Genomic DNA, 25768 nt, shown 5'->3' with positions numbered 1-25768 from the left:
AAGAGGGAGGGTATACGTGTCCGTGCAAACCTTTAAGCGTTATAAATGGACTTGGCTTCTGCTAATACTTGCTTTGATTATGGCTGGTTATCTGGCAATTAACTCTTTGAATTTAGGAAAAGAGAAATTGCCAGTAATCGGAGAAGTGCAGGACTTTTCTCTTGAAAATGTGAATGGAGACCAGGTTACTCTGGCTGATACACAAGGTAAAGCACGGCTGGTATACTTCTTTTTTACACAGTGTCCGGATGTATGTCCTATAACTACGTTTTTGTTATCTCAGACACAGAAGATTCTGGTCGAGGATGGCAGTTTTGGTAAAGATACGGGTTTTGTTTCTATCTCTTTTGATCCGAAGAATGATACTCGGGAAGCTATTAAGGCTTTTGCAGACCGGTTTCAGGCGAATTATGATGGATGGTATTTCTTGCGGGGGGATCAGGAAGAAGTTCGTAAGTTAGCGACGGATTCTTTTAAAGTACTAATCGCAGGGAATTCCAAAGAAAATTTCGTACATGCCAACCGTATAGCGTTAGTTGACCGGAACAATCAACTTCGTGCATTGTATGACGCAGGAGATACGGAGAACGTAACTCCTGAATTTCTTGCCGATCAGCTAACGGAATTGGCTCGGGAATAGAACATAAACATTAAAAACGCCTTTTTCGAATCCCTCTTTATTGAGCGGATAACGAAAAAGGCGTTTTTTTAAATATACGATAGTATAAGTTTCATGCTATACATTATCCTTATACTTGTTTCAGCTAAAATGGAAGTGGTTCAGGGTAGACGATGAAATCTTCCAATCCGGCTTTTTCGAGCTGAGTGATGTTGTATTCATCAGGCGTACCTTCCACACCAGCATATCCGCGACGAGTATAAATATGATCGGCATCAGGGAAGGCATCCCGGAGCACACTGCGTATTTTTTTGCCAGAGCTATCGTTATCCAAATAAAGGTATACTTCTCCATCTCCTACTTGTTGCCGGAGGGATTCTAATTTTAGTGTATTTAATGTACCAAAGGTACATAGGATTTCTACTTCCGGTACCAGCACGCGCCGTAATCTGCTGCGATCGTTCTTACCTTCGACAATAATCGTTATGGACATTAGCTGACAATCACCTCCGGGAATGGGTCCAAGCTTCAGGCTCATTATAGTTTACCGAAGGATCGTCATTTTTAACAACTGTTTCTGCAGGAAAGTCTTCATTCCCCGGGAAATGTCGTAAAAGCAAAGAATCATGCGGCTCGCCCGTTCCATTTGGAAGTGAGGTTCGATAGTTTACCAGTGTTTTTAGGTGGAAGAAGAAGCAATGCTACCATTAGTATTAGAAAGGCTATGAAGTAAGGAGAAACGAAGGACCTTAGCTGTCCAGCAGCCACGGGCCCAGCGAATGCACCGAGTGACATGGCTATCGACTGCATGGAGAAAGTCCGACCCATTCGCCCAGGGCCACCGAGACTAATAAAGAGTGATGCCATTGCAGGAAACAACACTCCTTTGGCTGCGCCGAGCATAAAAAGAATCGCAGCAGTCGGAATCCTGTGAAATGAGGCGAGTGCAAAGAAGCTGATGGCCATTCCCAGTAATGCCGCTGCTATTCTTCCCCCCGGAGAAAGACGGTTAAGGAAGAGCATGCTGAGCGTTACCAAAGCACCTAAACTGAGGAGTGACAGTAGGATACCAGTGGAAAGAATACTGTTGCTCCCTGTTTGAGATAGCGGGAGCTCGAAAAAGAGAACGCCTTGTGAACAGGAAACGAAAAAAGGTAAAAGGTAATACCGTTTGGATACCAGATCATCATCTTTCGTTGGTATAGAAGGTTTATCTGGAACTTTTAATGCTGATTGCGCTGAGCTTAGCGGCTTTAATATATGTCTCGAAGGTGCAGGTACACTGAAAAAAGCCATGATTCCTGTTGCGATAAGGAGCCATCCAAGTGTGGTGAAGGTGCCAGAGTAGCCGGCTTTTGCTACGATAAAAGCTCCCGCAGCAGGCGATACAACTGAAGCTAACGTATGAACGATACCATGTCCGGACATATATTTACCCTGCTCTGTGGCATCCGATGACAAAGAAGCGAGTAACGTCATACAGGCTGGAGAGAGGAAAGCGAGCACGAATCCACTTGCTGCTCTTAGCATCAGCAGATGCCATGGAAGCTGTACATGAGCTTGCAGCAGTAGGATAGCTCCCGCTGCGACAAGGCTGAAGACGATGTAGCGGCGGGAGCCATTACGATCGACGAGTACGCCTGCAAGCAGATTGCCGGGAAGGTGGGTCAACGAGTACATGCCCATCATCCAGCCAATAAAGGTGGGTCCCGCACCAAGAGAGATGGCAAAGGGCGTAAGGACGGGATACTGAGCATGTAAATCGAAGAACGCCAAAAAGAGAAATAAGTATAGCCACAGCGCAGTTTTCACAGGGAAACACCTCCGAGAGCCACCTACAGCACAAGTGAATGCAGGACGGCGTAATAATGAAGAACCAATTCTTAAGCACTACTTGTACTTTACGTGGGACAGAGAGGGCTTATACCGCTTTTTTAATTCCGCTAGTAGGTATACCTTTTACGGAGGGTGGAACCATGAATTATGATGGGTATTCATGTATAATAATTAATATTGGCGTTATGTCTATGGGAAGAGAGAATCCTTGGGACGAAACTAGGCGATAGGGGTGTTGTGAGATTGATGGATCCAGAGGTATGGTCACAGTTTATAAGGGAAAATTGGCTAGTTATTGTAATTGCGCTTGTCCTGCTGTTTGCGGTTGTTAATTTGGTTAAAACCGTTCTGAAATGGGCGATTGTCATTGTGATCGTTGTAGGTTTGTTCATCTATAGTGGTGTTACAATGGACCAAATTGGTAACGCGGTGAATAAGGTGGCAGATGGAACGGTAAGCACGCTGAAGAAGGAAGCGCAAGAGGTTATGCTTAAAGAAGCGCAGGATGCGAAGTACACTTCAAATGGAGACGGGACCTTTACGATTACAACGCCGAATATTGAAGTGAAGGGCGCAGCGGGTGAAGATAAAGTAGAGGTTACTTTCCGGGGTGTGAGTCTTGGAAAGTGGAGTGTTACAGATACGACAAAAACATTTATCGAGGAAGCCCGAAAACATCAATAACAGGCTTGGACTCAAAAATATAACAAGCGAGCAAGCACGCGACTGAAAGGAGAGAGCGGATATGATAAACGGATGGATGACTAGTGTGAGTGATGCTAATATCATCTCCATCGCCCTCCTGATGGTTGTAGTCTTCTCTCTATTGCAAGGCTGGAGCAGAGGTTTCTCAAGCGCTACCGGAAGATTATTTGGGCTGCTGGGAACAGGATTATTTACTATAGCATCTTTGGTATTAGCTATCCCAGCTGCGGCCTACCTCAATCCCTATGTAGAGACTTGGGCATCGGGGATTAGTCTTCCTGATACGAAGCTTACACAGTGGCAGCAAATTTATTATACGGCGGTGTCTGTGTTATCAGAATCACCGCTGGTTCGATTTCTATTGTTACTCCTGATTTCTTATCTGTTAATTCGTATGCTCTTAGGACTGTTATCCATGTTGCTACCTTTTCCACAATTGCGGCGTACTAAGAAGTTTAAAGACAGAAAGATTACGCAGGTAAGCCGTATGGGAGGAGCAATGGTTGGATTAATTATCGGCTTAATGCGTAGTCTGGTAATTGTTCTTGCTCTTTTCATCTGTGTTGGATTAAATCCGGAGAGTGGATTTAGTCGTTATGTGGAGTCCTCTCCAATCTATAGTCAGAGCGCTGCTGCTGTATTTGAACCTATTGTTGGTGAGACTGTGCAGAAGAAACTTCCAATTCTGACGAAGACCGTTGCAGCAGAGATGAATGATATCCTTCGCAGAAAATATGAGGTTATCGATCATGAAATTCCTCAGGATATTATAGGAGCAGCAGAAGACATTGTTGGACAAGCGCAAGAAGAAGAGAAAAAAGCGAGACTTCTCTATGATTGGGTAGGTACACGCGTGACTTACGATTATGCTAAGGCTGACAATTATTTGCAAAACAGGGTCTGGCATGAACAGACACCACAGGATACATTCGACACTCGGCAAGGGGTGTGTATAGACTATGCCCGACTGTACGCTGTGATGGCTCGTTCACAGGGCTTGCAGGTACGGGTTGTAACAGGTCAGGGTTATGATGGGCGTGGCGGATATGGTGCACATGCTTGGAATGAAGTATATATAAGTGATCGGCAAGCTTGGATTCCGCTGGATCCGACTTGGGCTAGCAGTGGAGATTGGTTCAATCCGAAGGATTTTGATGAAACGCATATTAGGGAGAACGCCCTCTGAGTGAGGGCGTTGAACTCCTGGGGTGTGGTACAATAAACTCAAGTAACGTCAGTTCTAACTTAAATGCGAGGGCATGCTCACAATAAGCAGCTAAGAACTCACCTTCATCATAAGAGTAATGTCGCAGGCAAAGGGTTGTCAGACATTTTTTTAAAATATAAGAAAGTATAAGCTCTATACTTTATGTCTTATATTTCTCGCTTAAACACTTACCTTCCTTATAAGGACGGTCAATGCGTTTATGCTTGTAGAAGGGGAGAAAGCTGGTGAGTTTGTTTGGTAAGCAGCTCCCGCCTAAGGACGGGGTATCTTCAAGAAATTCTGTAGGTTTGAGACTGAATATTTTTTTCTTTGGCACTTTTTTTATTTTTTGTATTATTATCGTACGTCTTGCAGGTTTACAGTTTACTGAGGGAGCTCTGTTGAGTGAAGAAGAAACGAGCCGGGAAACGAAAATTGTTCCGCTCGCAGCGATGCGTGGGATTATTTTTGCTGCCGAAGGAGAGCAGATTGCCTATTCAACACCTACGGAGTCGCTTTACCTTACATTAACTAAAGATTACACAGCTAGAACGACAGATAAAGTAACGGGTGAGACCTCACTTACGGAAAAGGCGAAGAATAACTCCGATATGCTTGCGGCAAGGCTTGCGGCTGATTTTGCTAAATATGGAGATCCGAATGCACCGAAGCTGACGCAGCAAGATATCTTGGATTTATTAGATTTAGATTTCAAAAAGTATTTAGGTTATGTGCCGCGACGGATCAAGACTGGATTAATTCCAGAGGAAATAGCCTATTTCATGGAGCATAAAGACAATTATCCGGGGCTAACGATCGTGGAGGAGAGTGTTCGTCACTACGATAAAGATACGGTAGCGGTACAGACAGTCGGCTTTGGAAAGCCGTTTAAATCGACTGAAGATATAGCGATGTATAAGAATGTCCGTAGTGAAATGAAAAAAGATTCTCCCCCTGGACTTATGTATAAAGCAGAAGAATATGTGGGGTTTGATGGTCTGGAAATGCAGTATCAACGAGAGCTACGAGGAGAAAATGGTTATCAGGTCATTTCGGTGACTCCTCAGAATATGGCTGAGAAGGTTGAACAGAACGTTGCTCCTGTAAAAGGTAATAATATTTGGATGACCATTAATAAGAAGATTCAGATGAAGACAGAACAGGCCATTTTGGATCAGATTAAATGGCTGCATACCAATGCTGTTCAAGGTGAGACGCATCCAGATGCTTTAACCGGATACGCCGTAGCAATGGAAGTGGAAACTGGAAATATTGTCGCCATGGCAAGCATGCCGGATTACGATTCAAATGTATGGACTAAAGACTCCTTACCAACACCTGTTTGGAATAAAATAATGAATAATCATCTAAACGGTACGATTACTTCGAATTCATCTGGTAGATCAGGTCATGATTTTAGTTCACTTGTGTTTATGGGATCTACGATCAAACCATTAAGTGTGTTAATTGGTTTAAAGGAAGGTTTCTTTAATACCTCAACTACCTATTCAGATGTGGGCATTACTTATTTCGGTAAGGATAATAAATCATCCGTAAGAAATTCATCGGGTCACGTATATGGTCCACTAGATCCAGCTAAAGCCATTAGAGAATCTTCTAACGTATTTATGATTGATATGGTGGGTAAGCAGCTTTACAAGAAATATCCGGGGGATAAAGGCATTGAGGTATGGGACAGATATATGAAAGAGTTCGGGCTGGGTGTATCTACGAAAAGTGGTCTCCCAGGTGAATCAGCGGGCCAGATTAACTATACTGATCTTAAGGCCGCAGGCAGCTCGCAGGCCGCACTTATCTATGCTTCTTTTGGCCAACAGGGCAGTTATACTACATTGCAGCTTGCCCAGTATGCTTCTACTCTTGCAAATGAAGGAGTGCGTATTAAGCCTCAACTCGTTAGCAAGATCACGGATGCGCAAGGTAAGGCGGTTAAGGAATTTCAAAGAGAAGTGCTTAATACGGTAACGTTTGACAAATCCTACTGGAAAGAGATCAAACAGGGGATGAGCAGTGAAGTTAGTGCCTTTGATGATTTTCCTTATGATTTTGCACGTAAGACAGGTACCTCTGAAAAAACAGACAGAAAAAATATAAACCGTGATAATGGGGTATTTATTGCATTTGCTCCGCGAGAAAATCCGAAGCTAGCCGTAGCGGTTGTTATACCAGAAGGGGGCTTTGGCTCCAAAAGCGCTGCTCCGGTGGCTCGTAAAATTTTTGACGCCTATGATTGGGAGTATGGGCTCGATGGTGTGCCAAAAAAGAATGTTGCTCCTGCGTCAGACCCCGTTCAAAAATAATTAGAGAAAAAGGAGAGAAATAAACTGTGAGTTTTTTTCGTAAGCAGGCCTCACCTCCAGATGAGACCAACAGTAAAAGTTCCATAGGCCTGCGACTCAACGTGTTTTTCTTTAGCACGTTTGTTATATTTTGCGTAATTATTATACGCCTGGCTGTGTTGCAATTCGTGGAAGGACCAACTTTAACTGAAGTGGAGACAAGCAGAGATACCAAAAATGTACCCCTTGCATCCATGAGAGGTGTAATTTATGCTGCTGAAGGTGAGAAGTTAGCGTACTCTACACCGGTTCAATCGCTGTATATTACGCTCAATAAGGAGTATACCGCTAAGCAAACAGATAAAAATACCGGTAAAACTACCCTAACTCCAGAAGCTAAAGCCAAGTCAGATGCATTGGCAGCCAAGCTGGTAACTGATTTCAATAAATATGGTGATCCAAAAGCTGAGAAGATGACAGAAGAAGATGTTATTGACGCACTGGATTTATATTTCCGGAAATCACTTGGCTTTATGGCACGGCGAATTAAGGCGGACCTGACTACTCAGGAAGTAGCCTATTTCATGGAACATAAGGGAGAATACCCAGGCCTTGAAATTGTCGAGGAAAGCATTCGTCATTACGATAAAGATACGGTTGCCGTACAGACGATAGGTTATATCAAGCCTTTTAAATCAGCAAACAGCCTTAATATTTATAAGAATATCTTAAATGCTATGAAGAACAATCCGGAGCCAGGACTAACTTACAAGGACGACGAGTTTGTCGGATTTGACGGCCTGGAGCTGCAGTATCAGAGAGAGCTTCGGGGACAAAACGGCTATCAGGAAATCTCTGTCAATCCACAGAACATGGCAGAAAAAGTCGAACGTGTAGTCCCTCCTGTGAAAGGCAATGACGTCTGGACAACTATTAATAAGAACATTCAGATGAAGACAGAGCAGGCGATTATGGATCAGATTAAGTGGCTGCATTCCAATACTGTACAGGGTAAAACGCATCCTAATGCTTTAACTGGTTACGCTGTAGCGATGGAAGTTGATACGGGGAATATCGTCAGTATGGCAAGTATGCCGGACTACGATACGAATATTTGGACATCGGGATCCTTATCCACTGATGTTTGGAACAGTATTATGGACAACTATCAGAACGGTACCATTAATCCGATTTCTTCAGGGACGTCAGGTAATGGACTTAGGTCTGTGCTGCTACTAGGTTCAACAATTAAACCTTTGAGCGTACTCGTGGGTTTGAATGAAGGTCTCTTTACAACCTCAACCTACTATCCGGATAGAGGTTTCGCGACTTTTGGTAAAGCAGGTCATGAAACCAAGGTAAGAAACTCTGGAGGACATGTGTACGGTTCTATGGACCCTGCAAGAGCGATTGAGAAATCCTCGAATGCGTTCATGGTGGATATGATCGGTAAACGATTGTATGACAAATACAAAAGCAAAGGCGTAGATATCTGGGATAGGTATATGAAAGAGTTTGGACTTGGTGTATCCACGGGAAGTGGTCTGCCAAATGAATTCTTAGGACAGATTAACTATACCAATATAGAGGCTGCGGGTAGTGCCCAAGCGGCACTTGTATATGCTTCTTTCGGCCAACAAGGTAGTTATACGGTGTTGCAGCTTGCCCAATACGTAGCTACACTTGCTAATGAAGGACAGCGGATCAAACCTCAGCTAGTTAGTAAGATTACAGATGCTGACGGAAAAGTAGTCAAGGAGTTCGGTCGTGAGGTAATAGATGAAGTAACAGCCTTTGATAAATCCTATTGGAAAGAAATTCAACAGGGTATGCGAAGTGAAGTTAGTGCTTTTTCTGATTTCCCTTATGATTTTGCTCGTAAGACGGGAACATCCCAACAAGTGGCGAAGGGTCAAATTCGCGATAATGGTGTATTTATTGCCTATGCCCCACGAAATAATCCTAAGCTGGCAGTAGCCGTAGTCATTCCAGAAGGGGGCTTTGGTTCCCAGAGTGCTGCGCCGGTCGCACGTAAAATTTTTGATGCTTATGATTGGGAATATGGACTTGATGGCGTTCCGAAGAAGAGTCTACAGTCAGGTAATAATACGAATGATCCTGCGAATGAAGGAACGACTACAGGTACTCAGTAACTTTGACTCTAAGGGAATAATGATTAAAAATAAACAGCTGCTCTATTGAGAGCATAAAAGAATGGAGGGGTGGCAATGACTGCCAAATACCGCCTGCTTGCTTTGGATATGGATGGAACCCTACTGAATGATGAACAGATTATTACACCTACAACGGTGAAATGGCTTCAAAAGGCGGTCGACGCAGGCGTTCATGTCTGTCTGTCGACAGGCCGGGCTTTTACAAGTGCATTTCCATATGCTGAGCAGCTTGGACTAGAAACACCTATGATTACTGTGAACGGTAGTGAGGTATGGCGAGCTCCACATGAAATTTATCGGCGATCATTGATGGACCCTATGCTGGTACAGCAAATGTATGAACTTGCTAAAGAAGATGACATCTGGTTCTGGGCCTATTCTACGGAAAAAGTCCACAAACAGGATAACTGGGATGGGGATGTAACGGGCAGAGAATGGCTTAAATTCGGTTATCACACCGAAGATGATGAGCTTCGTCATAAGCTGCTGCTTCGTCTTCAAGATATGGGTGGATTGGAGATTACGAACTCCTCTCCACATAACCTGGAGATTAACCCTCTAGGAGTGAATAAAGCAGCCGGAATCATGGAAGTCTGTAAGCTGCTAGGACTAGACATGTCCCAAGTTATAGCGGTTGGTGACAGCCTCAATGACCTTGCAGCGATTCAGCAGTCAGGGCTTGGGGTTGCCATGGGCAACGCTCAGGAGACGGTTAAAGAAGAGGCTGACGTTGTGGTGGCTTCTAATAATAATGATGGAATTGCAGAAGTCATTCAAAAATATATTTTTAATGAAGCTATTGCGAAGTGAATCCATAGAGCATATTTGCTATTAGGAGGTTAAGTGTTGACGATCCTGGGTTGGATTCTTATTATTGCTTTATTTGCCGTAGGGCTAGCGGGGGCTGTGTACCCTATACTGCCGGGTGCGCTTGCGATTTATCTTGCCTTTTTCGTATATGGCTGGTTCTTTTCTTTCGAGCCTTTTGGTGCCTGGTTCTGGATCATTCAAACGCTGATCGTTGTAGTTTTATTTATTGCTGATTACGTTGTAGGGGCTTGGGGCGTTAAGAAATTTGGCGGCTCACGTTCATCGATTATCGGGAGTACGATTGGGCTAATCATTGGTCCTTTTGTAATCCCAGCCTTTGGACTTATTATTGGTCCGTTTCTGGGTGCCTTTATAGGAGAATTGATCGTAGGTTCTTCACCGGCTAAAGCTGCCAAAGTAAGTGTAGGATCAATACTTGGGTTGTTTAGTAGTACTGTTGTCAAAATTGTGCTACAAATTATTATGGTCGTCCTCTTTTTTATATGGGTCGTCCGGTTTTAATTTTAACAGTGAAGAAGGGGAAATGGTTTGTCCAAGAAAGAGTCTTTCGTAAAAGGCACGCTTATCCTTGCTGCTGCAGCTTTGGTGGCAAGGGTACTCGGGCTTGTTCAGCGGGTGCCGCTGGATCATATTTTTGATGATGTGGGGAGAGCATCATTTGGGGTATCGAACAATATCTATTTAATGCTGCTCACCGTGGCTACAGCAGGTATTCCAAGTACGCTCAGTAAAATGGTCTCCGAGCGGTACGCTCTGAATCGTCCTGAAGAGGCGAGACAAGTGTATCATGCAGCATTGCTATTTTCAGTAGCAGCAGGGGTAATCATGACGGCCTTGCTGTACATAGGCGCTCCGTTCTATGCGACACATATTGCTGATGTACCTGAATCAGCGATGGCAGTTAGGGCTATTGCACCTGCGCTTTTACTTTTTCCGGCAATTGCCATGATGCGTGGATATTTTCAAGGGCGCAACAATATGATGGCTGGTGGTATTTCACAGATTGTAGAGCAGTTCGCTCGCGTACTAGTCGCTATTTTACTAGCTTATATTCTATTACAGCAGGGGTATAACAATACAACTATAGCTGCGGGAGCATCCTTCGGTAGCGTAATTGGTAGTATTGCAGCATTTGGTGTCATGATTTATTTTGCAATCAAGCTGCGCCGAGAGGATAAACAGCAAGGATTAAATTACAATACCACTCAAAAATTGCCGATTTGGGGAATTTACAAAGATATTTTCACACTATCAATTCCGATCGTGCTCTCTTCACTTACGATTCCCGTAGTGAATGTGATTGATACTTCTTTGGCTGTTCCACTGCTTATTGATCAGATGGGCAGAGAGAGTGCAACAGCAGCTTTGGGTATACTAACCACGCGTGCTCAAAGTGTGGCCGGAATTCCGCCGGTACTAGCCATTGCGCTAGGTACCTCGCTGATTCCGATCATTTCAGCTGCCTATGCCCGTCGTGATGAGGGACACTTGAAGAAGCAAATTACACTTGCTTTGCGGATTTCTATCCTGACAGGGATGCCAATTGTGTTGGCACTTGTGGCAGCAGCTTATTCTGTAAACGGGTTATTGTTCAGCAGCTTGGACGGAAGCGGAATTGTGGCGATGCTTACGATTGGAACGATCTTTCAGATCACCATGATGACAACGAACTCCATCTTGCTCGGTATGGGCAAATCACGCATTTCAATGTATTATGTGCTAGTGGGTATTATTGTTAAATTAGTCGCAAGCTTCTTACTAAGTAAGATATTTGGGATCTACGGGATTATCGGCGCAACAGCACTTTGTTTCGTAGTTATTACTATTCTTAACTTACGGATGCTGAAATCCATTGTACCTTTCGAAATTATGGGTAAACGGTGGGGCGGCTTCGCAATTGCGGTTCTGGTGTCCGGTGGTATTGGTTTTGGACTTAACCAAGCTGGAATTCTGTTAACAGATCTAATGCCTGCACGTCTGGCATTTCTGATCACTTGTCTTGTTGTAGGGGCCGCAGTTGTTGTTATTTATCTGGTCATGCTAATTGTACTGGGTGTGCTTACTAAACAGGAAATCTCCAGTTATCCGCGTGCATTGCAAAAATTGCTCCATCCGCTGATGAAATTGCAGCCTGCGCGTGTTCGTATGAGAGAATAAGTTTGACTTCTGCATGACATTTTGCTTCACTTAAAGAATAGAAATTTGACAGATATGGAAGAAAGGACTGAACAAGCTATGGACAAAATTAGTTCTCCTGCTGAATTTCAGGTAGCCATTCAATCTCCTCGATTAACTGTAGCCATCTTCAAGGCGGACTGGTGCTCGGATTGTAAATTTATCGATCCTTTTATTCCTGAGGTAGAGCAAGCCTATGCAGATCGTCTAACGCTGGTTGAGGTTGACGTTGATGCTGTGGGTGACGTTAGTCAGGAACAAAATATTATGGGTATTCCAAGCTTTGTCGCGTATTCCGATGGACGTGAATTGGTTAGATTCGTTAATAAATTACGTAAATCCCGCGAGGAAATTGAGAATTTCCTGGATAAAGCGGTTCAAGTGCATCAAAGCCTTCAACAGTAATTCCGGAAAACCACCGCTTTCGCCTGTTCGAGCAAAAGCGGTGGTTTTTTAAGATGCTTCTTCATTACTAAAAACTGCGGGTGATATTTTTGTCGACAAATCAGTTGAAATGGCTTAGTTATCTTACTTGCCTTATCATGTTCCTCGCTGTACTAGGGGGAGCGGTTGTAACGAAGACTGGATCGGGATTGGAATGTGGAAATGAATGGCCGCTCTGTCATGGGAAATTGATTCCGGCCTATACTGTAGGTTCGATGATTGAATACACCCATCGCTTGTTTAGCGGATTGGCAGGGTTATTGTCACTTGCCTCGATGATTGCCTTTTGGCGTTATGCTCGAAATCGGCGGGACTTGTTAGTATATGCATTCATGACGTTGCTGTTTGTAATTGTTCAAGGTGGTATGGGAGCGCTTGCAGTGATTAAATCCCAATCTGCTGCTGTAATGGCACTACATATGGGCTTTTCTTTGATCGCTTTTTCAAGTTCTCTAATGCTGGCTCTAGGAACTAAAAGGCGACATGAAGCAGGTGAGTACGATCCTAAGATGGAGCTTCAGAAGCAACCCGTCAGTAAGGCTTTCCGCAATTTAACCTGCTTTACGGCCTTTTATTCCTATGTTGTTGTTTATATTGGAGCCTTTGTTAGTCATACGGATTCGCGCGGTGGATGTTCTGGCTGGCCGCTCTGTAACGGTGAATGGGTTCCCGAGCTTTCCGGGGGAGTAGGTATTGTTTTTACGCACCGGATTGCGGCTTTGATCTTATTCATTCTTACTGCGGTGCTTGGACATTTAGCTTTTTGGAAACATAAGGATTACCCAGAGCTAAGAGCTCTTGGCGTAGCGGCTGTTCTGCTGTGCTTGATGCAGGTATTTAGTGGAGCTGCTGTTGTTTACACACTAGATAATGAAAGATTGTACATATTTGCCGCTTTGGCTCATATTTTGTTGATCGCTAGTTTGTTTGGTGTCTTATGTTATATGAGTGTAAGAGTCTGGCAGCTGAATCGCGCGAGAAATGTAGTTGTTGAAAAAAATCCAACGAATCCAATGACACCGTTGTAACACCCTTGGTAGAAAGTTCCCACCGTGGATAGAGTCGCTTTACCTTCGGAATAATAAAGTGGAAATCGGTATATCGTGGTGCTGGACAAAACTTTAGGAGGACTGGGATATGCTGCGGGTTATACTTGGAGAGCCGCCTCGAAAGAACAGCGGTGTATTGGCTGACGCGATGGAGAACATGGCCACATTTGCAGCCTTACTGCGCAAGGAAATGAACGCTCATGAGGATAATGACCATGAATACCGCAAGCTGGAGATTTGGACACGTGGACTGATCTCCTCATTGGATGAATTGGAGCAAAGCTGGTTCGCAGCTGCTTTTTACCGGAAATCGGTAATCGCTGGTTATATGGACGATATGTCACCAGTGGAACAAGGCGATTATGCGCGGTATGTTTATTTTTATAAAGATGGATTTATTCGTGTGTTCTCTCTTCTGGACAAGCTTGGAACGGTACTGAATCATTTTTATGACCTCAAAACCTCCAAATTAAAAACGCACTTTTCTTATTTTACAGTACTGCGTCAACTTCAGTTATTGAATGTGCATCCTGCATTAGCGGATCAACTGGAACAGATCAAGAACTCTTATCGTGATCCACTGGAGAATCTACGCAAGCGCAGAAATGCTGAAATTCATTATATGAATTCCGAAATGCAGGATGATTTATGGCAGCGACATCAAGGCTTGCATGACAAAATTCAGCTTGAGGATTTAGATAGCCATCTTGAGGATTTGAAGCAGTCCCTTGAAATGAACTGTAAAACATTAATCGCGGCATTCAGCTACAGCAATGAACAGCTGCGTAAGGAAATCAGCAAGGCAAAGCGTGTACAATCCTAAGCGTTCAAGATATTTCCTTTTGACAAAAAACAAGAAACTTACTATACTTATGCTTGCATTAAAGTCTGTACGAATTCAAACATAAAATTTCATACTCTATATCTTATCGAGAGTGGCGGAGGGATAGGCCCGATGAAGCCCGGCAACCGATTTGTATACAGCGCGATTAGCGTTATGTACAAATGTCATGGTGCTAATTCCTACAATGACGCAAGGTTTGTGGTCGTTGGCAGATGAGAAGGCATTGTCTAAATAAACACACAGAGCCTCTTGCGATCTGCATCGATCGTCGGAGGTTTTTTTGTATGGAATAAGTGAATTATAAAGGGGGCGACGAGCGTTGATTAATCTAAAAGGAATAACAAAGGTATATGGAAAAGGCAGCCATGCGGCTTCAGCACTTTCCGGATTGAATTTGTCTATCGAAAAAGGTGAAATATTCGGAGTTATTGGCCATTCTGGAGCGGGGAAAAGTACATTGATCCGTTGCATTAATCTGTTGGAGCGTCCGACAGAAGGGGAAGTTTGGGTAGATGGCATTGAACTAACCAAGCTTACTCAAGGTCAGCTGCAGGAACAACGGCGCAAAATTGGGATGATTTTTCAACATTTCAATCTGCTATCTTCTGCAACGGTGTACGATAACATTGCTTTTCCTCTGCGACTCACAGGCACTTCGAGAGCAGATATTGATACTAAAGTGAAAGATTTGCTTGCCTTAGTGGGGCTTGAAGAACACCGGGATAAATACCCCTCCCAATTATCAGGCGGACAAAAGCAACGGGTGGGCATCGCACGGGCACTTGCCAGCGACCCCGATGTGCTGCTGTGTGACGAAGCAACCTCTGCGCTTGATCCACAAACGACAGACTCTATTCTTAAGCTATTGCTCGATATTAATAAACGATTCCATCTGACCATTGTGCTGATCACTCACGAAATGCACGTGATTCAGAGCATCTGCGACCGTGTTGCGGTCATTCATGGTGGTGGTATCGTTGAGCAAGGTAAAGTCACGGAGGTATTCCTGAAGCCGCAGCATGAGGTCACTCGCGATTTCATTCGCAGTGAATCACAGAATGAGGGACCCCTTCGTACGGCGCTTGACGCTGCTGCTGGGGACAACTCTCAGGCCGTCAAAATTACTTTTTTCGGAGAGAAGACCTACGGCTCTGCACTTTCCAATGTAGTACGTGAGACAGGTGTTAGCTTCGCCATTCTGCATGGTACCATCTCAACGATAAAAGACGTACCTTATGGACAAATGATTGTTCGGTTCGAAGGTCCAGCTGAAGCGATCGCTGTGACGATAGCCGAACTAACCGCTCAAGGCCTTGAAGTGGAGGTGATTTCGTAATGAATTTCGCAGACTTAAACTGGCAAGAAATGATGGATGCTACAGTTGCTACCTTGCAAATGTTAATATTCTCTGGATTGTTCACAATTATTCTTGGTTTACCACTCGGAATTCTATTGTATTTATGGGGAAGATCGAATAGTATAGTAATCAGAGTAATTTACTCGGTCTTATCTTTCTTTGTAAACATCTTGCGTTCCGTACCGTTTATCATTTTGATGGTGGCTTTAATTCCTTTTAGCAAAACTATCGTTGGAACCTCCATTGGAGTACTTGGTACGATTCCACCGCTCGTGATTGGTGCAGCTCCATTCTTTGCTCGCTTGGTGGAAACGGCATTAAGAGAAGTGGATCGTGGAGTAATCGAAGCGGCGCAAGGGATGGGAGCATCCACGAATCAGATCGTTATGCGTGTTCTTTTGCCAGAGGCTCGTCCAGGTCTGCTCGCTGGGGTTACGATCACACTGGTTACACTGGTCTCCTATACGGCAATGTCCGGGATGGTAGGCGGCGGCGGGTTAGGGGATCTAGCGATTCGTTACGGATATTACCGATATGAGAAGGAAGTTATGATTATCTCTGTAGTCTTAATGGTCATACTGGTGCAACTGCTACAAATGGCCGGTGATCGACTAGTACGACATTTCACACGGAAATAAGGTACGTCCATATATAGCCTTATTCATACAAATACCAAGGATAAGAGGGGGATTTAAAATGAAAAAATTACTACTTACTTTTTTTAGTCTGACACTGGTTGTGGTGCTGGCTGCTTGCGGCAATAACAATAATGCTTCTAACTCGGCTGCTACTAATGCACCAAAAGATGGTGCTGCAACTGAGTCATCTGCAGAACCTGTAAAATTGGTGGTTGGTGCTTCACCTGTTCCACACGCTGAGATCCTAAAAGCTATTGCTCCATTGCTTGAAGCGCAAGGAATTAAATTAGAAATCAAAGAATTCACTGACTATGTTCAACCAAACGTTCAGCTTTCAGAGAAGAATCTGGATGCTAACTTCTTCCAACATCAACCTTACCTGGATGACCAGAATCAAAAGAACGGTTCGGATCTAGTTTCTGTTACAGCCGTTCACGTTGAACCTTTTGGTGCTTATTCCAAAAAAATCAAATCCATCGACGAGCTGGCTGATGGTGCGAAAGTAGCCATCCCGAATGATGCTACAAACGGTGGTCGTGCACTGATCCTGCTTGCCAAAAATGGACTGATTTCTTTGAAAGATGATACCAACATCACATCTACCCAAGCAGATATCACTGAGAATAAGAAAAATCTTAAAATCATTGAGCTAGATGCAGCAATGTTAGGTCGTCAATTGGATGAAGTAGATCTTGCCTTGATTAACACTAACTATGCTTTGGAAGCTAACCTAGTTCCTACTAAAGATGCATTGTTCATCGAGGGAACGGATTCCCCTTATGCTAACATCTTGGTAGCTCGTCCTGACAATAAAGATTCCGATGCAATCAAAAAGCTTGCCGCTGCACTGAATTCTCCAGAAGCTAAAGCTTTTATTGAAGAGCAGTACAAAGGCTCGATCATTCCAGCATTTTAAGACAGAAAGCTAACTTAATCTCTAATACAGCATAAAACCCGCTGCCTAATGGCATGCGGGTTTTATGCTGTATGTTGTAGGGGAAGGCTAAATCCTCTATAATAAGAAAATCCCGATCTCCTGAAGAGGAGGATCGGGAATGATATTGAATGGGATTAGAATACTTGCATAACTTCTTGTACGCCTTCTACTTCTTCAAGAAGGGCGCGTTCAATCCCGGCTTTCAAGGTGATCGTGGAGCTTGGGCAGCTGCCGCAGGCACCCATAAGTTTCAACTTAACGATGCCGTCTTCTACATCGACCAGTTCAACGTCGCCGCCATCGCGTTGCAGGAACGGACGAAGCTTATCCAGCACTTCCAATACTTCATCATACATTTCGGTGCTTTGTGCATTCTCACTCATTTCTCAATCACTCCTTTCGTAAGTTCATTATAGTACAAAAAGTTAAAAAATAAAATGGTTAGGCGGAATAGGGAGATCATCATGAGACCAATTATTGAATTTTGTGCCAGTAACATGGGTCACGGAACAGACAAGCTAATGCATAAGCTGGAGGAAAATCCAGATTACGATGTGATCGAATACGGATGCCTGAACAATTGTGGGGAATGTTATTTAACCCCGTTTGCCATGGTTGAAGGGGACATCGTTGCAGCAGATACTGTTGACGAGCTAGAAAAGAAAATTGATACTAAAATCAAAGAGCTAGAGGCTTGGTTTAATATGGATCTTGATTAAATGCTTTTTGTGGAAAATAAAGGGCTGCTCTTTTTCGTATTTATAACGGAAAAGAGCAGCCCTTAGGTTTATCCTAAAGTGCGTTTTGACATCCAGAGTACCCCGCTCTTAAGGATACGGGGAACCCGTCCTTTTACGGAGCGCTGGCCCATCAGACCAAATCCAGCTTTCTTGCCTAGTGAGCCTAAGGTACCCTTTAGACGAATAGGATGAAGCTTAGGGGTCTCGCCGCGCCACATGGCTTGAATAACCTGAGCAACCTGCTCACCCTGCGCTCCTGCGGCTTGTGCGCTTGGAGCGAATGGCAGGCTGGCGCAGTCGCCAATTACATACACTTCTGGATAATCAGGTACACGATAATATTCATCCAGAATGATTCGTCCTCCGCGATCCTTCGGGACTGTTAATTCCTGAACAACCTTCACCGGTTGGATCCCCGCGGTCCATACCGTAACATCTGAAAGAATTTCCTCTGTACCGTTAAAAAGCGCATCTTTTTCTACATGGGATACGGAGACACGTCCAAGTGTCTGTACTTGATGGTGGTGAAACCATTCCTCCACGTACTGTGACAGCTTCGCAGGGAAGGCAGATAAGACACGTTCACCGCGATCCAGAATAGCAATATTAAGATCTGGTCGGCTCTCCCGAAGCTCTGCCGCCAATTCCACTCCACTTAGTCCTCCGCCTACAATGTTTATTGTTCCATAAGGCTTCACATCGTTTAAACGTTGGTAAGTTTCGCGTGTTCCTGCAAAGGTCTGGATACTGCAAGTATATTGATCAGCTCCAGGGATGTTATGGTAATTGTCGGTACAACCTAGTGCAATGGCAAGTATGTCATAAGACACAGTCTCGTCAGGCTCCATTGTAACGATTCTACTCTCCAAATCAATGGAACTCACCTCACCGTAACGGATAGTGAGACGGGGATGAACCGGAAACTGGATCCGCAAGTGATAGTCAGTTACTGTACCTGCGGCAAGCGCATAATATTCCGTTTTGATTCCTTGATAAGGCATTCGGTCAATTAAGATAATTTCAATATCCTGTGGAAGGTGATTATTGAGCAATTCTTGAATTAGGGCCAAGCCGCCATAGCCGCCGCCCAGAACGAGTAGTGTTCTCATGCTGACCGAACTTCCTTTCCAATATAGGATAACGGATCTAGGTAGTCTTTTATTCGTATACCTTTATCGCATTGTAGAACGTGTCGCGTTCTACTGGAATTCGTCCAGCACCTTTTACTAACCAGATCAATTCATCGCGAGTGAGGCCTTCAGGTGTTAAGGCACCAGCCGCATGGCTAATGCGTTCTTTAAGAATAGTACCATGGACGTCAGAAGCACCGAAATTCAGTGCAACTTGAGTAAGCTGAGGACCGATATTAATAAAGTACGCTTTGATGTGATCGAAATTATCCAGCATCAATCTGCTGATCGCAATCGTCTTCAGATCCTCATAAGCGGAGTTGCGGCGCATAATTCCTGCATTCTTGTTCTTAGGCTGCATAGATAATGGAATGAATACCATAAAGCCATTGGTTTCATCTTGTAGATCGCGGATCTGCATCATGTGCCGGATACGATCTTCATGAGATTCAATCGAGCCGTAAAGCATAGTTGTATGTGTCTTCATGCCAAGCTGATGTGCTGTTCGGTGAACTTCTAGATATTCTTCCACATTAGCTTTATCTACACGCATTTTTTTACGGTATTGATCGGATAATATTTCTGCACCGCCACCAGTAAGTGTCTTAAGTCCTGCAGCACGCAGCTGTTCGAGTACCTCACGAATACTCAATCCGCTAATTCGGGTGAAAAAATCGATTTCGGCTGCAGTGTATGCTTTTAAGGTTACCTCAGGGAAACGTTCATTCAAGGCTTTTAAAGAATCCACGTAATACTGGAAAGGAACCTTGTCATTATGACCGCCTACGATATGGAATTCGCGCACACTTGGATGAATATGCTGTTCGACATATTGCACCATTTCCTGACCGGAAAGGGTATAAGCACCCTCTTCTCCATCATCTTTGCGGAAATTGCAGAATGCACAGTGAGATTCGCAAACATTGGTGAAATATAGACTCATGTTTTCGATAAAATATACCCTGTTGTTGTTCTTTGCAAGATTGACTTCATTTGCTAATTGGCCAATCGTAAGTAGGTCGTTACTTTGATATAAATAAACGCCATCTTCTAAATTCAATCTTTCGCCGCCACGAACTTTTTCAATAATGTTCATCATTCGGGCGTCTGTTTGGGGGGTGAAAAGAGTAGACATATAATAAATTCCTCCTGAAAGTTTTACGGGGTCCATTGCCCGCAGATAATTCCCAGACTTACCCAGACGGTAGCTGTTCATTCATGAAAATAAATCGGAGGTTTAGCCTCCGTGACAAATTTCCGAATTTTTACTTATGTTTGCCTTCCTTATTATAAACCTCTCTTATAAGGGGATCAACAGCTGGATATGGATGGTTTATTTTGGTGTGGCAGGTCAAGCATAAGGCAGTTGTGACTTGAGGGTAATGGAATAGTCGGTTATACTGAGTTTATTAAGTATATATTTTTAAGAAAGTAACTTTTGACCGGAAGGTCTCTTAAACATAAGTTTTTCTGTTGAAGTAAGTTTAATTTATAGGAGGATATGATCATGATTAATATTAGCGAAAAGGCAGCAGAACAATTAAAGGCGATGCTTGCTGAACAAGAAGTGCCGAACATGTTCCTCCGTATTGGAGTAACGCCCGGCGGTTGCAGTGGATTCTCTTACGCTATGGGCTTTGATGATAATGAAACTGATCAGGACGTATATATGGACATCCAAGAAATGAAGGTTGTCGTGGAGAAAGAAAATCTTCGTTACCTTGATGGTCTCGAAATTGATTTTGAAGAATCCGGCATGACAGGTGGCTTCACCATTAATAACCCGAACGCTACTGCAACCTGTGGCTGTGGCTCAAGCTTCCGTACAGCTACGGATGCAGGAAAACCGAACGAAGAGCCTTGCTAATCGCGACGTTACGCCTTCAAGCCCCATGTTGATTTCTACAACACGGGCTTGGAGGCTTTTTTTATTCTCAATGACAAAAGTCATCACAAGGAGCTCAAAGCATGCTAATTAGGAAATTAAACGCAGAAGAACAACCACCCTTACATTTGTTGTTATTAGCCGATCCTTCCCTAAGTCTTGTTGAAGCGTATTTAAAAAGAGGGCAATGTTTTGTAGCTGAAGTGGAGAATTGCATTATAGGTGTCTATGTTTTGCTACAAACGAGACCTGAGACAGTGGAGCTAGTGAATATAGCTGTTGATGAGAGTCAGCAAAGTAAAGGGATAGGAAAGCAGTTGGTCTATCATGCGATTCAGAATGCGAGATTACTTGGTGCGAAGACGATTGAAGTGGGTACGGGAAATTCTAGTATAGGACAACTGGCTCTTTATCAGAAATGTGGATTTAGAATTACCGGAATCGATAGAGATTTTTTTATCAGGCATTATAGTGAAGAGATTGTTGAAAATGGGATCAAGGTAGTGGATATGATCCGTCTTACGCTAGATATATGAATGACATACAAGCAAAAGCCCTCCGATGGAATTCCTCGAGAGGGCTTTTGTTTGTTCCTGCGTACAATTAGGCTGGAATAATAAACTTGTAATTAATCATAAACACGATGAGCCCTGCGGCTCCAAGGGAAAAGGCAATACAGCCAGCACCCAGTGCTCTGCGTCTGTCTTTAATGAATTTAAAGCCAATAGCGCAGATCAGTATAGTCGTTCCAGCCAATACGATGGACATCCCAAGCATGGCCACCCAATATAATACCTCGAAAAACTGAGCCATTCCGAGCCCTCCCCGCGCTGTTTTTTAGCGAGCCTCTAATTCATTATTTATATAGTAGGAATTGAAAATGTAACCGCTATTAATAATACAACGATTTTGAAGATTATTCTAGTTATAGTGAACTCATCCATTGCGATTTAGATGTCGAATGTTCAGAAATGAGGTTCTACAAAATCTGCAATCTAACCTGCGAGATTGAGAATGTTGTCGATACAAGCTCTAAGCCCTTTTTGCTAAGAGTTTCCTCCTACACGGACAATCATACAAGAGGGTGGGGCCTTTTCTGAGTAATGTATAGGGTAGGCTGGAATGTGAAAGGAGGGAAAGGACGATGTCGGGAAGACAATTGGCTAGCAAATGGTTGAAGACAGAAGCATTGCTCAGTGACGCGAGGGTTTCTCATTATATACCAATGACGAGGGTGTATTCGGCTGACTCACTGTTAGCTATGCTCCGGAGATACGGAAATGTTGTTATTAAACCAATAGTTGGCGGTGGAGGCTACGGTGTAATTAAAGTGTTTCGGGATAGTCGAGGTTATGGATTTACTTATATGGACAGAACTCGAATTTACAAGGACTTTAGATCCATGAGACGAGCGCTTCATTTCGTCAAGGTTAGACGTAAATATTTGATTCAACAGGGGATTTCTCTCGCCAGAATTGGTGGGCGTCCTATTGATTATCGGGTCAAAGTAGTGAGAAATGGTGGTGTTTGGGAGTTTCGCTCTATGGTGGGAAGATTGGCCCGGCCTGGCCTGTTCGTAACTAATTTATGTAAAGGTGGCACGATGCTTTCTTGTCGAGAAGGACTTCGCAGATCCTTGCCTCGAATTAAAGCCTCAGCGAAGAAAGCAGAAATGCGCAGGCTAACGCTCGTATGTATCGAACTGATGGAGCGGCATTTCCCTGGAATAGGGGAACTGGGTTTTGATTACGCCGTGGATTATTCAGGTAAAATATGGATTCTGGAGGTTAATACAAGACCTCAGTAAATTAACAAAAATTTTAGAATTGACGATAATAGAGTAGTAAGATAAAATTGCGTTTAGTTGCGTTCTTTTGGGGTAAATTATATTGTAATTTATTTACAATAAAAATATATTTTTAGCTGTATACAAGTGGTTCAGTCCTGTGTATAACTATTATCCCCATATTCCACTGTGCAGGTATCACCTTTGTAACGCTTACGCACATATTATACACAGGATTTCCACATGTACTTGTGGATAACACGAACGCTTGTTCGAAAAATGATAGTTTGATATGATAGATTCAGATCCAAATACAGGAAAGGTAGATGAACGTTATGGTTGAATTGTCCGATGAGATGCTTCTAGACTCTTACCATAGAGCGATAGAACTGCAACTAGAGCATGATTTCATCGCTCTTCTACTCGTTGAGATTCGCAAACGAAACTTACACTCTCCAGTTCATGCGGTTCTTCATTAAAAGAGCGCAAAGTATACCTTTGTAGCTGGCTACATATAAATAAACCGCGAGTCACAAACATAAAAGGGTATCCTGATAGGCTAGTATTGATAGGCCTGTCAGAATACCCTTTTTTATTGTGGTAGATAGAATTAGAGTTTCATATTACTACTGTGTCCTGGTGAAAGCTTGGCTTCCGGATCGATGTAGACTTTTGCATTATTCACAGCCGTTGGGGCTTCGCCGAATCCTACAGCAATTAGCTTCAGCTTACCTGGATATGTGGTAATATCGCCAGCTGCAAAGATTCCCGGAATACTCGTTTCCATACGTGAGTCAACAACAATGGAGTTCCCTTCAATATCGATGCCCCACTCTGCAATGGGTCCCAGAGAGGAAACAAATCCGAAATTGACGATTACACTGTCGACTTCGATTTCTTGTGTTTCCTTGGTCTTGATATGAGATAAGGTAACCTTAGTAATAAACTCGTCACCATGCAGTTCTGTAATTTCAGTAGGTGTAATTACGTTAACTTTGGAAGCCATCAGATTCTCTACGCTGTGCTCATGCGCACGGAATTTATCCCGGCGGTGAATCAGGGTTACTTGCTCCGCGATCGGTTCCAGCATTAGTGCCCAGTCTACTGCGGAATCTCCACCACCGCTAATCAGAACTTTTTTATCTTTAAAGGCATTTAAATCATTTACAAAATAATGAAGGTTGGCTTTTTCAAACCGTCCTGCGTCTGGCAGTTCTAAACGACGAGGTTCAAAAGCGCCTACGCCAGCTGTAATGATAATAGCTTTACTGTGATATTCTGCTACATCAGTTGTAACTACAAAATGGCGTTCGTCCCGTTTCTGAACAGAAATTACTTTCTCCTCCAGCCGGATATTCGATTGGAACATATCCATTTGCCGTGTCAGGTTGTCAACCAATTCTTGTGCAGTTACTTTTGGAAAACCTGCTACATCATAAATGTATTTTTCAGGATAAAGTGCAGCAAGTTGTCCTCCCAATTGGGGCATACTTTCAATAAGTGTTACGGATGCCTGACGCATCCCACCGTAAAATGCGGCAAACATGCCAGCTGGACCGCCACCTATGATTAAAAGGTCGCTCATAGGAACGCCGGATTGCTCTTGTGTCACGGGATATTACACCTCCGAGTTGATATATTCATTTTGCCATACTTGTATTCTTTCTTATTATAAACATTGTGACACATACCTGCAAAGAAAGACTTTAGAACACAATAAGAATGTGACGTTTTTTAGTATTTTAATGTTTGATTAATAGTACACTAAGGTTTACAATGGATATGGTCAATTTAGAAATCCTTTAAGTTTGATTGGAATTTCTTCTAAATATAAGTGTATAAATTCACAAAAAGGACCGTACATTGTTTCAATAAAAAATACAAAGACAGATTTACCTCTTGGAAGGAGCCGGAACATGAGTAGTATTCCCAAAATCGTAATCTTAGGCGCGGGCTATGGGGGTATTTTGACCGCACAGCGCTTACAGAAGGCTTTGAACTATAATGAAGCGGATGTCACGCTCGTAAACCGTCACGAGTACCACTATTTTACTACCCATCTACATATGCCTGCCGCGGGTACAGATAGTATTGAACACACTCGGGTGTCTATTTCTAAACTAATCGATGAATTCAAGATCGATCTCGTTAAGTCATCTGTTCAGGAAATTCGTACCCAGCAGAAAAAGATTATTTTGGAGGATGGTACTCTTTCGTATGACTATCTCGTCATTGCTTTGGGCGGAGAGCCTGAAACATTCGGTATTCCAGGACTTGATAAATACGCACTGACGATCCGGAGCATCAACTCCGTTCGTTTGATTCGTGAACATATTGAGTATCAATTTGCCAAATATAAGAACGAGAACAATGCACAGGAGCATATCAATTTCGTAGTCGGTGGTGCCGGCTTTAGCGGAATTGAATTTGTGGCCGAATTAGCTGACCGCATCCCTGGGTTGTGCAAAGAATTTGACGTTGATCCAAGCATGGTAAATATATATAACATAGAAGCTGCTCCAACAGCTCTGCCTGGATTTGCTCCTGAACTTGTTGAGTATGCGATGAACTTGCTCACTAAGAAGGGTGTTACATTCAAGATGGGCGTTGCGATCAAGGAATGTCTACCAAACGGTGTAATTCTGGCATCAGGCGAAGAGATTAAGGCTTCTACAATTGTCTGGACAGGCGGAATTCGAGGGAATCGTCTGATTGAAGCTGCAGGATTTGAAGCTATGCGTGGACGTGTGAAAGTAGATGAATATTTACGTGCACCAGGCCAAGACAATATCTTCATTATTGGAGACGGCTCCTTGATGATTAACCCAGAAGGGCGTCCTTATCCGCCAACGGCACAAATTGCTATGCAACAGGGAGAGTGCTGTGCACATAATTTGGTGGCTGCGATCCGTAATCAACAACCCAAGAAATTTGCATTCAGCAATAAAGGAACAGTAGCTTCTCTAGGTAAAGGTCAAGGGATTGCTGTAGTTGGCAGCAAAACTTACAAGGGCTGGACTGCAGCTCAATTGAAAAAAGTTGTGGATATGCGCTATTTGTTCATTATCGGTGGGATTCCGCTGGTTCTGAAAAAAGGAAGATTCTTATAAG

27 protein-coding genes and 1 riboswitch are annotated in these 25768 nt (G+C 43.4%); of the genes, 20 read left to right on the top strand and 7 right to left on the bottom strand.

What is annotated here, in order from left to right:
• Positions 1-16 precede the first annotated feature (16 nt).
• Positions 17-640 carry an SCO family protein gene (locus H70737_RS24820; protein WP_331281395.1) on the top strand — a complete coding sequence of 208 codons (624 nt, stop codon included), beginning with the start codon at positions 17-19 and terminating at the stop codon, positions 638-640.
• Positions 641-764: 124 nt separating this feature from the next.
• On the opposite strand, the gene H70737_RS24815 is transcribed toward H70737_RS24820, so the two are convergent.
• Positions 765-1112 carry a DNA primase gene (locus H70737_RS24815; protein WP_042191609.1) on the bottom strand — a complete coding sequence of 116 codons (348 nt, stop codon included), beginning with the start codon at positions 1110-1112 and terminating at the stop codon, positions 765-767.
• A 131-nt stretch (positions 1113-1243) separates the two neighbouring features.
• Positions 1244-2431, bottom strand: coding sequence for an MFS transporter (locus tag H70737_RS24810; RefSeq protein WP_042191606.1), 1188 nt, complete (start codon positions 2429-2431; stop codon positions 1244-1246).
• A gap of 270 nt (positions 2432-2701) precedes the next feature.
• On the opposite strand from H70737_RS24810, the gene H70737_RS24805 reads away from it, so the two are divergent.
• From H70737_RS24805 to H70737_RS24745, 13 genes are all read left to right on the top strand, one after another.
• Entirely contained in the window at positions 2702-3139 is a 438-nt protein-coding gene (locus H70737_RS24805; protein WP_042191604.1) for a hypothetical protein, read from the top strand.
• 61 nt (positions 3140-3200) lie between these two features.
• Positions 3201-4346, top strand: coding sequence for a transglutaminase-like domain-containing protein (locus tag H70737_RS24800; RefSeq protein WP_042191602.1), 1146 nt, complete (start codon positions 3201-3203; stop codon positions 4344-4346).
• 266 nt (positions 4347-4612) lie between these two features.
• Entirely contained in the window at positions 4613-6688 is a 2076-nt protein-coding gene (locus tag H70737_RS24795; RefSeq protein WP_052404413.1) for a peptidoglycan D,D-transpeptidase FtsI family protein, read from the top strand.
• A 26-nt stretch (positions 6689-6714) separates the two neighbouring features.
• Entirely contained in the window at positions 6715-8820 is a 2106-nt protein-coding gene (locus tag H70737_RS24790) for a peptidoglycan D,D-transpeptidase FtsI family protein (protein ID WP_052404412.1), read from the top strand.
• 75 nt (positions 8821-8895) lie between these two features.
• Positions 8896-9651, top strand: coding sequence for a Cof-type HAD-IIB family hydrolase (locus H70737_RS24785; RefSeq protein WP_042191600.1), 756 nt, complete (start codon positions 8896-8898; stop codon positions 9649-9651).
• A gap of 36 nt (positions 9652-9687) precedes the next feature.
• Positions 9688-10173 (top strand): DUF456 domain-containing protein, encoded by a 486-nt coding sequence (locus H70737_RS24780; protein ID WP_042191598.1) that lies wholly within the window; start codon positions 9688-9690, stop codon positions 10171-10173.
• A 27-nt stretch (positions 10174-10200) separates the two neighbouring features.
• The gene (locus H70737_RS24775; protein ID WP_042191597.1) at positions 10201-11829 is read left to right on the top strand and encodes a putative polysaccharide biosynthesis protein; all 1629 of its coding nucleotides are present in this window, start codon (positions 10201-10203) and stop codon (positions 11827-11829) included.
• Between the two features lie 78 nt (positions 11830-11907).
• Positions 11908-12252 (top strand): thioredoxin family protein, encoded by a 345-nt coding sequence (locus H70737_RS24770; RefSeq protein ID WP_042194485.1) that lies wholly within the window; start codon positions 11908-11910, stop codon positions 12250-12252.
• Between the two features lie 89 nt (positions 12253-12341).
• The gene (locus H70737_RS24765; protein WP_042191594.1) at positions 12342-13319 is read left to right on the top strand and encodes a COX15/CtaA family protein; all 978 of its coding nucleotides are present in this window, start codon (positions 12342-12344) and stop codon (positions 13317-13319) included.
• Positions 13320-13428: 109 nt separating this feature from the next.
• Entirely contained in the window at positions 13429-14163 is a 735-nt protein-coding gene (locus tag H70737_RS24760) for a Cthe_2314 family HEPN domain-containing protein (RefSeq protein ID WP_042191592.1), read from the top strand.
• Between the two features lie 100 nt (positions 14164-14263).
• Positions 14264-14403: riboswitch (SAM riboswitch) on the top strand.
• Positions 14404-14503: 100 nt separating this feature from the next.
• Positions 14504-15520 carry a methionine ABC transporter ATP-binding protein gene (locus tag H70737_RS24755; protein ID WP_042191589.1) on the top strand — a complete coding sequence of 339 codons (1017 nt, stop codon included), beginning with the start codon at positions 14504-14506 and terminating at the stop codon, positions 15518-15520.
• Positions 15520-16179: a methionine ABC transporter permease gene (locus H70737_RS24750; RefSeq protein WP_042191587.1), complete on the top strand. Its 660-nt coding sequence runs from the start codon at positions 15520-15522 to the stop codon at positions 16177-16179. Before H70737_RS24755 ends, H70737_RS24750 begins: the two co-directional genes overlap by 1 nt.
• Before the next feature lie 58 nt (positions 16180-16237).
• The gene (locus H70737_RS24745; RefSeq protein ID WP_042191585.1) at positions 16238-17095 is read left to right on the top strand and encodes a MetQ/NlpA family ABC transporter substrate-binding protein; all 858 of its coding nucleotides are present in this window, start codon (positions 16238-16240) and stop codon (positions 17093-17095) included.
• Positions 17096-17250: 155 nt separating this feature from the next.
• On the opposite strand, the gene H70737_RS24740 is transcribed toward H70737_RS24745, so the two are convergent.
• A complete protein-coding gene (locus H70737_RS24740) occupies positions 17251-17499 on the bottom strand; it encodes a NifU family protein (protein ID WP_042130899.1) in 249 nt (82 codons plus the stop codon).
• A gap of 81 nt (positions 17500-17580) precedes the next feature.
• Here H70737_RS24740 and H70737_RS24735 point away from each other — a divergent pair, with 81 nt between their 5' ends.
• Entirely contained in the window at positions 17581-17835 is a 255-nt protein-coding gene (locus H70737_RS24735) for a YuzB family protein (RefSeq protein ID WP_042191582.1), read from the top strand.
• Positions 17836-17903: 68 nt separating this feature from the next.
• On the opposite strand, the gene H70737_RS24730 is transcribed toward H70737_RS24735, so the two are convergent.
• Both H70737_RS24730 and mqnE read right to left on the bottom strand, forming a co-directional pair.
• The gene (locus H70737_RS24730) at positions 17904-18965 is read right to left on the bottom strand and encodes an NAD(P)/FAD-dependent oxidoreductase (RefSeq protein WP_042191580.1); all 1062 of its coding nucleotides are present in this window, start codon (positions 18963-18965) and stop codon (positions 17904-17906) included.
• Positions 18966-19014: 49 nt separating this feature from the next.
• On the bottom strand, positions 19015-20121 hold the full coding sequence (gene mqnE, locus H70737_RS24725; RefSeq protein ID WP_042191577.1) for an aminofutalosine synthase MqnE: 1107 nt from the start codon (positions 20119-20121) through the stop codon (positions 19015-19017).
• Between the two features lie 372 nt (positions 20122-20493).
• Here mqnE and H70737_RS24720 point away from each other — a divergent pair, with 372 nt between their 5' ends.
• Positions 20494-20853 (top strand): HesB/IscA family protein, encoded by a 360-nt coding sequence (locus H70737_RS24720; RefSeq protein WP_042191575.1) that lies wholly within the window; start codon positions 20494-20496, stop codon positions 20851-20853.
• A gap of 101 nt (positions 20854-20954) precedes the next feature.
• Positions 20955-21407: a GNAT family N-acetyltransferase gene (locus H70737_RS24715; protein WP_042191573.1), complete on the top strand. Its 453-nt coding sequence runs from the start codon at positions 20955-20957 to the stop codon at positions 21405-21407.
• A 67-nt stretch (positions 21408-21474) separates the two neighbouring features.
• On the opposite strand, the gene H70737_RS24710 is transcribed toward H70737_RS24715, so the two are convergent.
• Complete coding sequence (locus tag H70737_RS24710; RefSeq protein WP_042191571.1) at positions 21475-21684, bottom strand: hypothetical protein; 210 nt, start codon at positions 21682-21684, stop codon at positions 21475-21477.
• A gap of 331 nt (positions 21685-22015) precedes the next feature.
• On the opposite strand from H70737_RS24710, the gene H70737_RS24705 reads away from it, so the two are divergent.
• Both H70737_RS24705 and H70737_RS30490 read left to right on the top strand, forming a co-directional pair.
• Positions 22016-22678 carry a YheC/YheD family protein gene (locus H70737_RS24705; protein WP_042191569.1) on the top strand — a complete coding sequence of 221 codons (663 nt, stop codon included), beginning with the start codon at positions 22016-22018 and terminating at the stop codon, positions 22676-22678.
• Positions 22679-22992: 314 nt separating this feature from the next.
• On the top strand, positions 22993-23136 hold the full coding sequence (locus tag H70737_RS30490; RefSeq protein WP_036685584.1) for a sporulation histidine kinase inhibitor Sda: 144 nt from the start codon (positions 22993-22995) through the stop codon (positions 23134-23136).
• A gap of 131 nt (positions 23137-23267) precedes the next feature.
• Here the strand turns inward: H70737_RS30490 and H70737_RS24700 are convergent, their stop codons facing one another.
• Positions 23268-24242: an NAD(P)/FAD-dependent oxidoreductase gene (locus H70737_RS24700; protein WP_094877850.1), complete on the bottom strand. Its 975-nt coding sequence runs from the start codon at positions 24240-24242 to the stop codon at positions 23268-23270.
• A 331-nt stretch (positions 24243-24573) separates the two neighbouring features.
• Between H70737_RS24700 and H70737_RS24695 the strand changes: the two genes are divergently transcribed.
• Positions 24574-25767, top strand: a complete 1194-nt coding sequence (locus tag H70737_RS24695) for an NAD(P)/FAD-dependent oxidoreductase (RefSeq protein ID WP_042130890.1) — start codon at positions 24574-24576, stop codon at positions 25765-25767.
• The last annotated feature ends 1 nt before the right edge of the window (position 25768 follow it).

Source organism: Paenibacillus sp. FSL H7-0737, from assembly GCF_000758545.1.
Classification (GTDB): domain Bacteria; phylum Bacillota; class Bacilli; order Paenibacillales; family Paenibacillaceae; genus Paenibacillus_AQ.
Note: the sequence above shows the minus strand (reverse complement) of the source record. Positions and strands in the feature narration are given on the sequence as shown.

Bases quoted from the DNA above. Each gene is read 5' to 3' on its own strand.
- H70737_RS24760 (WP_042191592.1), top strand. From the start codon at position 13,429: ATGCTGCGGGTTATACTTGGAGAGCCGCCTCGAAAGAACAGCGGTGTA.
- H70737_RS24785 (WP_042191600.1), top strand. From the start codon at position 8,896: ATGACTGCCAAATACCGCCTGCTTGCTTTGGATATGGATGGAACCCTA.
- H70737_RS24740 (WP_042130899.1), bottom strand. From the start codon at position 17,499: ATGAGTGAGAATGCACAAAGCACCGAAATGTATGATGAAGTATTGGAA.
- H70737_RS24750 (WP_042191587.1), top strand. From the start codon at position 15,520: ATGAATTTCGCAGACTTAAACTGGCAAGAAATGATGGATGCTACAGTT.
- H70737_RS24715 (WP_042191573.1), top strand. From the start codon at position 20,955: ATGCTAATTAGGAAATTAAACGCAGAAGAACAACCACCCTTACATTTG.
- H70737_RS24700 (WP_094877850.1), bottom strand. From the start codon at position 24,242: ATGAGCGACCTTTTAATCATAGGTGGCGGTCCAGCTGGCATGTTTGCC.
- H70737_RS24730 (WP_042191580.1), bottom strand. From the start codon at position 18,965: ATGAGAACACTACTCGTTCTGGGCGGCGGCTATGGCGGCTTGGCCCTA.
- H70737_RS24710 (WP_042191571.1), bottom strand. From the start codon at position 21,684: ATGGCTCAGTTTTTCGAGGTATTATATTGGGTGGCCATGCTTGGGATG.
- H70737_RS24745 (WP_042191585.1), top strand. From the start codon at position 16,238: ATGAAAAAATTACTACTTACTTTTTTTAGTCTGACACTGGTTGTGGTG.
- H70737_RS30490 (WP_036685584.1), top strand. From the start codon at position 22,993: ATGGTTGAATTGTCCGATGAGATGCTTCTAGACTCTTACCATAGAGCG.
- H70737_RS24705 (WP_042191569.1), top strand. From the start codon at position 22,016: ATGTCGGGAAGACAATTGGCTAGCAAATGGTTGAAGACAGAAGCATTG.
- H70737_RS24805 (WP_042191604.1), top strand. From the start codon at position 2,702: ATGGATCCAGAGGTATGGTCACAGTTTATAAGGGAAAATTGGCTAGTT.
- H70737_RS24720 (WP_042191575.1), top strand. From the start codon at position 20,494: ATGATTAATATTAGCGAAAAGGCAGCAGAACAATTAAAGGCGATGCTT.
- H70737_RS24770 (WP_042194485.1), top strand. From the start codon at position 11,908: ATGGACAAAATTAGTTCTCCTGCTGAATTTCAGGTAGCCATTCAATCT.
- mqnE (WP_042191577.1), bottom strand. From the start codon at position 20,121: ATGTCTACTCTTTTCACCCCCCAAACAGACGCCCGAATGATGAACATT.
- H70737_RS24735 (WP_042191582.1), top strand. From the start codon at position 17,581: ATGAGACCAATTATTGAATTTTGTGCCAGTAACATGGGTCACGGAACA.
- H70737_RS24800 (WP_042191602.1), top strand. From the start codon at position 3,201: ATGATAAACGGATGGATGACTAGTGTGAGTGATGCTAATATCATCTCC.
- H70737_RS24815 (WP_042191609.1), bottom strand. From the start codon at position 1,112: ATGTCCATAACGATTATTGTCGAAGGTAAGAACGATCGCAGCAGATTA.
- H70737_RS24695 (WP_042130890.1), top strand. From the start codon at position 24,574: ATGAGTAGTATTCCCAAAATCGTAATCTTAGGCGCGGGCTATGGGGGT.